Below are 8,740 nucleotides of genomic sequence, written 5' to 3' on the forward strand. Positions count from 1 at the left end.
CGCGCGGTTGTCGCGAGCGCTTGTGCACGTCACCGTGCATAAATTGACGCAACCGAGTTCGCCTTTTGCGAGCAATCTTGGGATCGATGGCGAAGTGCTTGCAGGCCAGATGCAATCCGCGCAACAATTTCAGAGTTGATGGTTTGATTTGCGGTCGCTGGGACACCCCATCCGGCCCGGGAGGATACCAGACGTGGCCAACATCCTGATCGTGGATGACGATCCGGCCGTGCAGATGACGATTCGGCTGCTCCTGGAGAGGGCCGGTCATCAAATCACCGTCGCCGGAGACGGCCGCAAGGGACTTGCGCTGTTCGAGGCCGGCCAGTTCGACCTTCTCTTTCTCGACATCTTCATGCCCGGCATGGACGGCCTGGAGACGATGCGCCACATCCGGGCGCTGCAGCCGGCGATTCCGATCGTCGTCATTTCCGGCCGTTCGTTCACGCCGGACGCCCATGCGGAGCCGGACTTCCTCAAGATGGCGACCAAGCTCGGCGCGGTGGCGAGCTTGCAGAAGCCGTTCCGGGCCGACGCGCTGCTCGCCGCGGTCGCTGGCTGCCTGGACGCGGCGCGGACGGCATCGGTGAGGAATCCGGATGTCAGCACCGGCCGCCGATGACAAGAACCTTCATTCTGTTCCAACCGAGCGCGGGCACGGCCATTCAGGAAGCGGTGCAGATTTCCCCATGACACTCGCTACGCGGCTCGCCATCGCGATGATCCTGCTGGTGGCGGTCACCGTGGCCGCAGTCGGCTGGCTCGGCTATCGCAATATCACCCAGGCCGTCATTCCGCGGGTCCTGGAACGGATTGAAGCCCAGTCGAGCCTGCTGGCCACCCATCTTGAATCCTACGTTGCCGGCGCGCGCGGCGATCTGCTCGGTTATCGCTCCGCCGCGGCCATCAACGGCCTGATCCGTGCCCACATCGGTGGAGGCCTCGACGAAGTCGACGGCGTTTCCGAGCAAACCTGGCGCGAGCGCATCGCAGCCCGGCTCGCAGCCGAGATCGACGCGAAACCGAGCTACGGGCAATTTCGAATCATCGGCCTTGACGACGACCAGCGCGAGTTGGTCCGCGTCGATCGCGCCGGCCCGAACGGAACAGCACGGATCGTCCCCGACGGCGAACTGGAACGCAAGAGCGACCGAACCTACTTCCAGGAGACGATTCGATTGGCGCCGGGCGACATCTATGTTTCGCCCGTCGATCTCGCCACGCGGCAGGGAGGAACCACGGACCCTCACATTCCGACGTTGCGCGTCGCGACTCCGCTGTTCACGCCTGATAGCAAGCCGTTCGGCATCGTCATCGCCAATATCGACATGCGTCCTGCGCTCGACCGCGTCCGCTCGACCACGAGCGCAGGAGGAGAAATCTATGTCGTGAATTCGCGTGGCGACTATCTTGTCCACCCTGATCGTGCGCGGGAATTCGGTGCATTGCTTGGCAACGCCAACGATTGGCGCCGGGACTTTCCTTTCTTTGCAGCCCGGGCCGGCCTGCCGCAAGGATCCACGCAGCTTACGAGCGACCAAGCGGGCCGGCCGAGTGGAGCGGCGCTCGCACCGGCACTGCTGGCCGGCAAGGAGTGGTTGGCAGTCATCGAGACGGCCCCACCATCCGTGTTCAGTAGCGTTCCGGCGGCCATTCAAAAAGCCTCCTCACTGGTCGGCCTGCTTGCTGTCCTTGCCGCAGCTTTGCTTGCGGTACTGCTGGCGCGCTCATTGACGCGGCCGATCGGGCGTCTGACCGCGGCGGTGGAAGCGATCGGCAGCGGACGGCGCGCCGAGATTCCCGTCGATGCGAGCGGAGAGAAAGGCGTGCTGGCGCGGGCATTCGCGCAAATGGTCGAAGAAACGAGAGCGAAGACGACCGCGCTTGAACGCGAGATCGAGGAGCATCGCCGCACCGAGGCCGCGCGAAGCCATCATGAAGCGCGCGAGCGCTTGTTCAGCGCCGCCGTCGAATCCTCCGACGAAGCGATCGTGATGCAATCGCTCGACGCCATCATCACCGGCTGGAATGCCGCCGCCGAGCGCCTCTACGGCTATTCGGCGAATGAGGCGATCGGGAAATCCACCTCGATCATCGTCCCACCCGACCGACGCGAGCAAGGCAAGGACTATTTGCGGCGGATCGCCGGAGGTGAACCGATGGAACGGTTCGAGACGGTGCGCCTGCGCAAGGATGGCACGCCGGTCGAAATCTCACTCAGCCTGTCGCCGATCAGGGGCCCATCGGGCGAGATCGTGGGCGCCTCCGGCACCGCGCGCAGCCTGACCGAGGCGCGACGGGCCGAGCGGGCGCTGCAGCAGCAGCTCGAGGAACGGCGACAGATCTTCGAGACCTCCCAGGATCTGATCATGGTGATGGACGCGCGCGGCCACATCGCGCAGATCAGTCCGAGCAGCGAGGCCATTCTCGGCTACCGGCCGGAGGAGATGATCGGCCGCAGCGGCGCCGATTTCATTCATTCCGGCCATCTCGACCAGTCGCGCGACGAGATGCGCGCGCTCAGGCGCGGCGAGCGGCTGAAGCTCGCGGACACCCGCTGCTTCCACAAGGACGGTCGTGAGGTCTGGCTGTCCTGGCTCGGCAGCTGGTCCGACCACGCCCAGCGCTACTTCTTTGTCGGGCGCGACATGACAGAAGCGAGGCTTGCACAGGAGTCCTTGCGGGAGAGCGAACAGCTTGCGCGCAACATCGTCGAGACCTCGCTCGATGCTTTCACCCAGACGGACCACACCGGGGCCATCCTGAGTTGGAACTCGCAGGCCGAGAAGCTCTTCGGATGGACCCGTGAGGAGGCGATCGGCAAGAATGCGATTGAGCTTTTCGTCGCCCCCAGTGAGCGCGAAAGCGTCAGGGCCAGACTGAAGCTCTTTCTCGAATCCGAGCAACAATCGCTGGCTAATCCACGGCGCGAACTTTTGGTGCGGCGACGCGACGGTAAGGAGTTCAGGGCCGAGCTCAGCGTCACGGCGCTCCAGCGACGCGAAGGCGTTCTCTTCAATTCGTTCTACCGCGACCTGACCGACAAGATCGCGGCCGACGAGCGCATCCGCCAGGCCGAGAAAATGGAGGCGGTCGGCCAGCTCACCGGCGGCGTGGCGCACGACTTCAACAACATTCTCACCGTCATCACCGGAACGATCGAGATCCTGGCCGACGCGGTGGCCAACGAGCCGGAGCTCGCGGCGATCACGAAGATGATCGACGAGGCCGCCGGGCGTGGCGCCGAGCTGACGCAGCACCTGCTGGCGTTTGCGCGCAAGCAGCCGCTCCAGCCGCGCGAGATCGACGTCAACGCGCTGATCATCGACACGGCGAAATTATTGCGGCCGACGCTGGGCGAGCAGATCCATATCGAATCGGTGTTCGAGGACGAGAACTGCGTCGCGATCGTCGATCCCAGCCAGCTCACCACCGCGATCCTCAACCTCGCGCTCAATGCCCGCGATGCCATGCCGGGCGGCGGCAAGCTGATCGTGGAGACGGGCGCGGCCTATCTCGACGAGGTCTATGCCAGCGTCAACGACGTCCCGCCGGGACACTACGTGCTGATCGCCGTGAGCGACACCGGCAGCGGAATTCCCGCCAACATGCTGGCCAGGGTGTTCGACCCCTTCTTCACCTCGAAGGGACCGGGCAAGGGCACCGGACTCGGGCTTTCGATGGTCTACGGCTTCATCAAGCAGTCGGCGGGCCATATCAAGATCTACAGTGAGGAAGGCCACGGCACCACGATCAAGATGTACCTGCCGCCCGGCAAGACGCCGACGGCGGTCGGCGAGGGCGTGACGCCGGCGACCATCGAGGGCGGACACGAGACGATCCTTGTGGTCGAGGACGACCGGCTGGTGCGCGACTACGTGCTGGCACAGCTGCATTCGCTCGGCTACGTCACCTTGCAGGCTGCGAACGCCGCGGAGGCGCTCGCAATCGTCGCCGCCGGAAAACCGTTCGACCTCCTGTTCACCGACGTCATCATGCCCGGCAAGATGAACGGAAGGCAGCTCGCCGACGAACTGCAGAGAACGCGTCCCGATCTCCGGGTGCTCTACACGTCCGGCTATACCGAGAACGCGATCATCCATCACGGCCGGCTGGATTCGGGCGTTCTGCTGCTGGCGAAGCCCTATCGCAAATCGGATCTGGCGCGGGCCATCCGCAAGGCGTTGAACAGTTGATGGCGCGTCGGGTGAGAGCCCGCAGCCCGGGTGAGCGAAGCGATACCCGGGAACACCACGAGCCACGTCCCGGAAGTCGCTTCGCTCATCCGGGCTACGAAATGTCGCCCACGGAATTTACGACGCGCGCTGCGCCGCGGTCATCACGATCCGGATCAGATCGGCGGCATTGCGCGCACCGAGCTTCTTCATGATGTTGGCGCGATGGTCCTCGATGGTGCGCGGGCTGATGCCGAGCGTGCGGCCGGCCTCCTTGTTGGAAGCGCCGGCGGCGAACTGCTCAAGCACCTCGCGCTCCCTGCGCGTCAACGGCTCGCGCCCGGGGAAATGCAGCGAGCCGAACTTCGGCGCTGCGTTCTCCGACTGCCTGCGGGCATAGGCGCCGATCGCCTCGTCGAGCCGGCCGACGATCTCGCTGCCGCGGAACGGCTTCTCGATGAAGTCGAGCGCGCCGCTCTTGATGGCCCCGACCGCCATCGCGATATCGCCCTGTCCGGAGATCATGAAGATCGGTGCCGGATAGTCCTCGCCGTGCAGCTCATTGAGAATATCGAGCCCGGACTTGCCGGGAATGTGCACGTCGAGCAGGACCGCTGCAGGTGTGCGGCTTCGCGCGACGGAGAGCAATGCTGCGCCGTCCGCAAAACAGATCACCTCATAGCCCGCCGCCTTCAACACCATCGACAAGGTGTCGCGAACGGCAGCGTCGTCGTCGACCACGAAGATTTCACCGCGAGAGCTTTGTTCGGCCATGTGCCACACATCCGGTTGGCATGAAGGACTCGCGTCCGCCCCAACCGTTATGGCGTTCGGCGCGGATTCGGCCCACCGTATTTGTACGGGACATGAACTTGACGCACAAGTAGCGGCGAGGCGCCTAATTGCAGAGGACGGAGAATATCCATGCTAATTTTGGCCGCTACCGCCTTTCGTGGCAATGCCCGAAGTCGAGAGCCGTGAGCTGATTGCGGCCGACCTTCGCGTGCTGATCTCGCAGATCGAGAGCAGCATGCGCCGGACCGCCACAGCCATGGCTCAAGAACACGGGAGCGATCCGGAAAGTTCCGCCGACGTCTTCGTGCTCGACGATGTCACACCCCGGTATGCCAGGGCGATCGCCGCGCTCGACGCCTGCCGGGCGGGCCTTGGCCACGCCCTGGAATGCCTGTCGGAGGCCAGCGGTACGCTGTAGATCGCGATCGCTGCGACGCGGCGACCGCATTCTTTCATCGCATGGCCGGCCGCGGATCAGGCGCGGTGCCGCTCCACGATCGCGTCGGTGGCGACACCGCCCCAGGTGTGGATCGCCGGCAGGCCCATCGCGGTCTTGCCGAGATTGGCGAGGCTGATGCGCAACGCGGCCAGATCCAGCGGCTTGGGCAGGCTCTGGAGCTCGATCCCGACGGAACGGGCGAAGCTGCGGGCGGCGCTGCGGCGCTTGCCGTCCATGCCGCTGACGACGATCACGGCGCCGCCAAATTTCGCCTTGGCCATCTCGCCCAGCACGTCCATGCCGTCGCCATCCTCTAGCACGAGATCGAGTGTCACGCAGTCGAAGCGCGCGGTGCGGAGTTTCTCGATCGCTTCGGCCACGGACGGCGCCACGGTGACCTCGTGGCCGGCCTGCTTGGCCGCGATCGTGATCAGGCTGCGCTGTGTGCCGTCGTCATCGACCACCAGAAGCTGAAGCGCGCGCCGCTCGGCGGCGTCGGGCAGGTTTGACGGGAGAGAGGAGAAAGAGCTTCTGGGCATTGCCGTATCCTGAGATTGAGACCGGCAATGGATACACCGTTCGCGCTTAGGCGACGTAAAGCCGCGACGGCAAATTCAGTCGGATGTTTCAGCAAATGCGAACCAACGTCGCGGAAAACGGCGACGCGACGCACGTGAAGATCACGCCGCCTCGTCACGGCCACCGACGGCCCGCTTCTTCCGGTTCTTGCCCCGCAGGAATTGAATGTCCATTTCGACGCCGTTGACGCGCACCAATTCGCAGCGGCGGTAGGCAAGGCCGGTGGACGACAGCAGCAGGAAGAACTCTTTGAGGTTCAGGCCCTGAATCGAGCCTTCCACCGTCAGGATGGCGTCGGTGTCGGAGATCGCGTTGAGCTTGCAGTCGCGGCGCCAAGTGCCGTCGATGGCCATGATGCAGACATCATAGCCGCGACTGAACGTCACGCGTTCCGCGCCTTTGCCATCCTCGGCCATGCCTATCGTCCCGCCATGACCGCTAGGCGCGGCGCTGCGCCGGCAAGAACCGGCTTGGCGGCCGCCGCGCGCGGGTCGTTCGGCTTGTAGAGACCGCGCTTCTCCGGAATCGGCCTGAACGTGTCGGTCAGTCCGACCACCGTTTCGGCCGCGCCCAGCACCAGGAAGCCGTCTCCCTCGATCTGGCGAGCCAGCCGGTTGAAGATGTTGATCTTGGTGTCCTGATCGAAATAGATCAGCACGTTGCGGCAGAAGATGACGTCGAAGGTGCCGAGCTGAGCGAAATCGTGCAGCAGATTGAGCTGCCGGTGCTGGATCATCGCCCGCAGCTCGGGATTGATCTGCCAGGTCTCGCCGATCTGCTTGAAATATTTCATCAGCATCTGGATCGGCAGTCCGCGCTGCACTTCGAACTGGCTGTAGATGCCGGCCTTGGCCTTCTCGAGCACCTCCTGCGACAGGTCGGTCGCGATGATCTCGACGCGCCAGCCAGTTAGGGCCGCACCCATCTCCTTTAGGCTCATCGCGAGCGAATAGGGCTCCTGCCCCGTGGAGCCGGCGGCGCACCAGATGCGGACGCTGCGGCGGCCGGCGCGGGCCTTGATGATCTCCGGCATGATGGTGTCGCGGAAATGATCGAACGGGACCTTGTCGCGAAAGAAGAAGGTCTCGTTGGTGGTCATCGCCTCGACCACGCTGGTGACGAGCGCGCCCGAGCCAGCGCCTTGCAGCTTCTGCACGAGCTCGCCGATGCCGGAGATCCCGGCCTTGCGCGCCAGCGGCAACAGCCGGCTTTCAATCAGATATTGCTTGTCTGCGGACAGATCGAGCCCGGAATGATCCCTCAGGAACTTACGCAGATAATCATACTCGGTCGGGGTCACGGATAGGCCTCTCGGAAGCTGTACTGGGAACACTCTGGCTGGAACACTCCGCCAGACACTCAGACCATGGCTTGTCCGACCGGAATCAAGCCGACTTCTGCGAATTTGTCGGCGATGATGTCTTTATCGAAGGGCTTCATGATGTACTCGTTGGCGCCGCCGCTGAGCGCCTGAGCGATATGAGCCACGTTATTTTCGGTGGTGCAGAATACAACCTTGGGCTGGTCGCCGCCCGGCAGGCGGCGCATGTGGCCCATGAACTCGAAGCCGTCCATCACCGGCATGTTCCAGTCCAGCAGCACCGCGTCGGGCAGCTTGCGCTGACAGACCTCGAGCGCCTTGGAGCCGTCCTCGGCCTCCGTGACTTCGAATTGCAGGCCTTCCAGGATCCGGCGTGCGATCTTGCGCACGACGCTGGAATCATCGACCACCAAGCACGTCTTCATTTGGGTTCTCCGGCTTCGATGTTTTTGGGGCTCACGCAGCCATTTGCACTTCGGTTTTGAGTTCGAGGACGCGATCGACGTCGAGGACGACCATGAGCTGGCCGTCGAGACGGTGGACACCGCCGGCGAGCTTGGCCATGCGGGGGTCGAGATTGACGGGGTTTTCTTCCATGCCGTCCTCGGCGAGCCGCAGCACTTCGCCGATCTGGTCGATCAGCAGACCATAGGATTCACCGCGCAGGTCGACGCCGACCGCCATCGGGATCTTGCCGTCCTCGGGCTTGGGCAGGCCGAGCCGGGCGCGCATGTCGACCACGGTGACGATGCGGCCGCGCAGGTTCAGCACGCCCGCGATCTCGCGCGAGGACAGCGGCACGCGGGTGACGCGCTCGGGCATGAACACGTCCTGGACGCGGGAGATCGGCAGGCCGAACAGCTGGCCGCCGATCATCGCGGTGACGTATTCGACCATGGCGCCTTCGCCGGACTGGGTCTTCTTGGTCATGTGCGTATCTCCTGATCCCGCTGGTTACGCTGCTGCGCGGCTCAGCTCGGAGGCACCGGCGGCGCCCGCGGTCTGTTCCTTCAGCGCCGCGATCAGACCGGGACGGTCGAACTTGGCGACATAGTCGTGGAAGCCGGCCTGACGGCCGCGCTCGATCGCCGCCGGCGACACCAGCGCGGAGAGCCCGATGATCGGCATCGCACCCAGATTGCTGTCGGAGCGAATCGTCTCGGCAAACTCGAACCCGTTCATGTCGGGCATCTCGATGTCGGTCAGGACCACGTCGAAGCTCTGCGCGCGCAGCGCAGCCAGGCCCTCCTGCGCGGTCGGCGCGGTGCGGACGCGGTAGCCGGCGGCCTTGAGCACCGGAGCCAGCATGTTGCGGAAGAACGCCGAATCGTCGACCAGCAGCACCGATTGCGAGTGCAGCGACGGCTTCATCTCCTTGCGGGTGAACCAGTCGGCGAACGCCATCGGCAGGAAGTGGCCGACGTCGATCAC

10 protein-coding genes are annotated in these 8,740 nt (G+C 64.4%); 3 read left to right on the top strand and 7 right to left on the bottom strand.

What is annotated here, in order from left to right:
- Positions 1-193 precede the first annotated feature (193 nt).
- Both ACFQX9_RS28935 and ACFQX9_RS28940 read left to right on the top strand, forming a co-directional pair.
- Positions 194-622, top strand: a complete 429-nt coding sequence (locus ACFQX9_RS28935) for a response regulator (protein ID WP_018456631.1) — start codon at positions 194-196, stop codon at positions 620-622.
- Positions 600-4,196, top strand: a complete 3,597-nt coding sequence (locus tag ACFQX9_RS28940; protein WP_377791227.1) for a PAS domain S-box protein — start codon at positions 600-602, stop codon at positions 4,194-4,196. The genes ACFQX9_RS28935 and ACFQX9_RS28940 overlap by 23 nt, the downstream gene beginning before the upstream one ends.
- A 117-nt stretch (positions 4,197-4,313) precedes the next feature.
- On the opposite strand, the gene ACFQX9_RS28945 is transcribed toward ACFQX9_RS28940, so the two are convergent.
- Positions 4,314-4,949, bottom strand: coding sequence for a response regulator transcription factor (locus ACFQX9_RS28945; RefSeq protein WP_007604420.1), 636 nt, complete (start codon positions 4,947-4,949; stop codon positions 4,314-4,316).
- A gap of 184 nt (positions 4,950-5,133) precedes the next feature.
- Here ACFQX9_RS28945 and ACFQX9_RS28950 point away from each other — a divergent pair, with 184 nt between their 5' ends.
- Positions 5,134-5,388: a hypothetical protein gene (locus ACFQX9_RS28950; protein WP_018456634.1), complete on the top strand. Its 255-nt coding sequence runs from the start codon at positions 5,134-5,136 to the stop codon at positions 5,386-5,388.
- A 56-nt stretch (positions 5,389-5,444) separates the two neighbouring features.
- Here ACFQX9_RS28950 and ACFQX9_RS28955 read toward each other — a convergent pair whose 3' ends face one another.
- From ACFQX9_RS28955 to ACFQX9_RS28980, 6 genes are all read right to left on the bottom strand, one after another.
- Positions 5,445-5,948, bottom strand: a complete 504-nt coding sequence (locus ACFQX9_RS28955) for a response regulator (protein WP_018456635.1) — start codon at positions 5,946-5,948, stop codon at positions 5,445-5,447.
- A gap of 141 nt (positions 5,949-6,089) precedes the next feature.
- Complete coding sequence (locus ACFQX9_RS28960) at positions 6,090-6,404, bottom strand: hypothetical protein (RefSeq protein WP_018456636.1); 315 nt, start codon at positions 6,402-6,404, stop codon at positions 6,090-6,092.
- A 2-nt stretch (positions 6,405-6,406) separates the two neighbouring features.
- On the bottom strand, positions 6,407-7,288 hold the full coding sequence (locus ACFQX9_RS28965) for a protein-glutamate O-methyltransferase CheR (protein ID WP_018456637.1): 882 nt from the start codon (positions 7,286-7,288) through the stop codon (positions 6,407-6,409).
- 59 nt (positions 7,289-7,347) lie between these two features.
- Positions 7,348-7,734: a PleD family two-component system response regulator gene (locus ACFQX9_RS28970; RefSeq protein ID WP_018456638.1), complete on the bottom strand. Its 387-nt coding sequence runs from the start codon at positions 7,732-7,734 to the stop codon at positions 7,348-7,350.
- Positions 7,735-7,765: 31 nt separating this feature from the next.
- On the bottom strand, positions 7,766-8,239 hold the full coding sequence (locus ACFQX9_RS28975) for a chemotaxis protein CheW (protein WP_007598954.1): 474 nt from the start codon (positions 8,237-8,239) through the stop codon (positions 7,766-7,768).
- A gap of 24 nt (positions 8,240-8,263) precedes the next feature.
- Positions 8,264-8,740: response regulator (locus ACFQX9_RS28980; protein ID WP_377791228.1), on the bottom strand; the 477-nt coding region annotated here is incomplete at its 5' end.

The organism is Bradyrhizobium sp. GCM10028915 (assembly GCF_042666195.1).
Classification (GTDB): Bacteria; Pseudomonadota; Alphaproteobacteria; order Rhizobiales; family Xanthobacteraceae; genus Bradyrhizobium; species Bradyrhizobium canariense_D.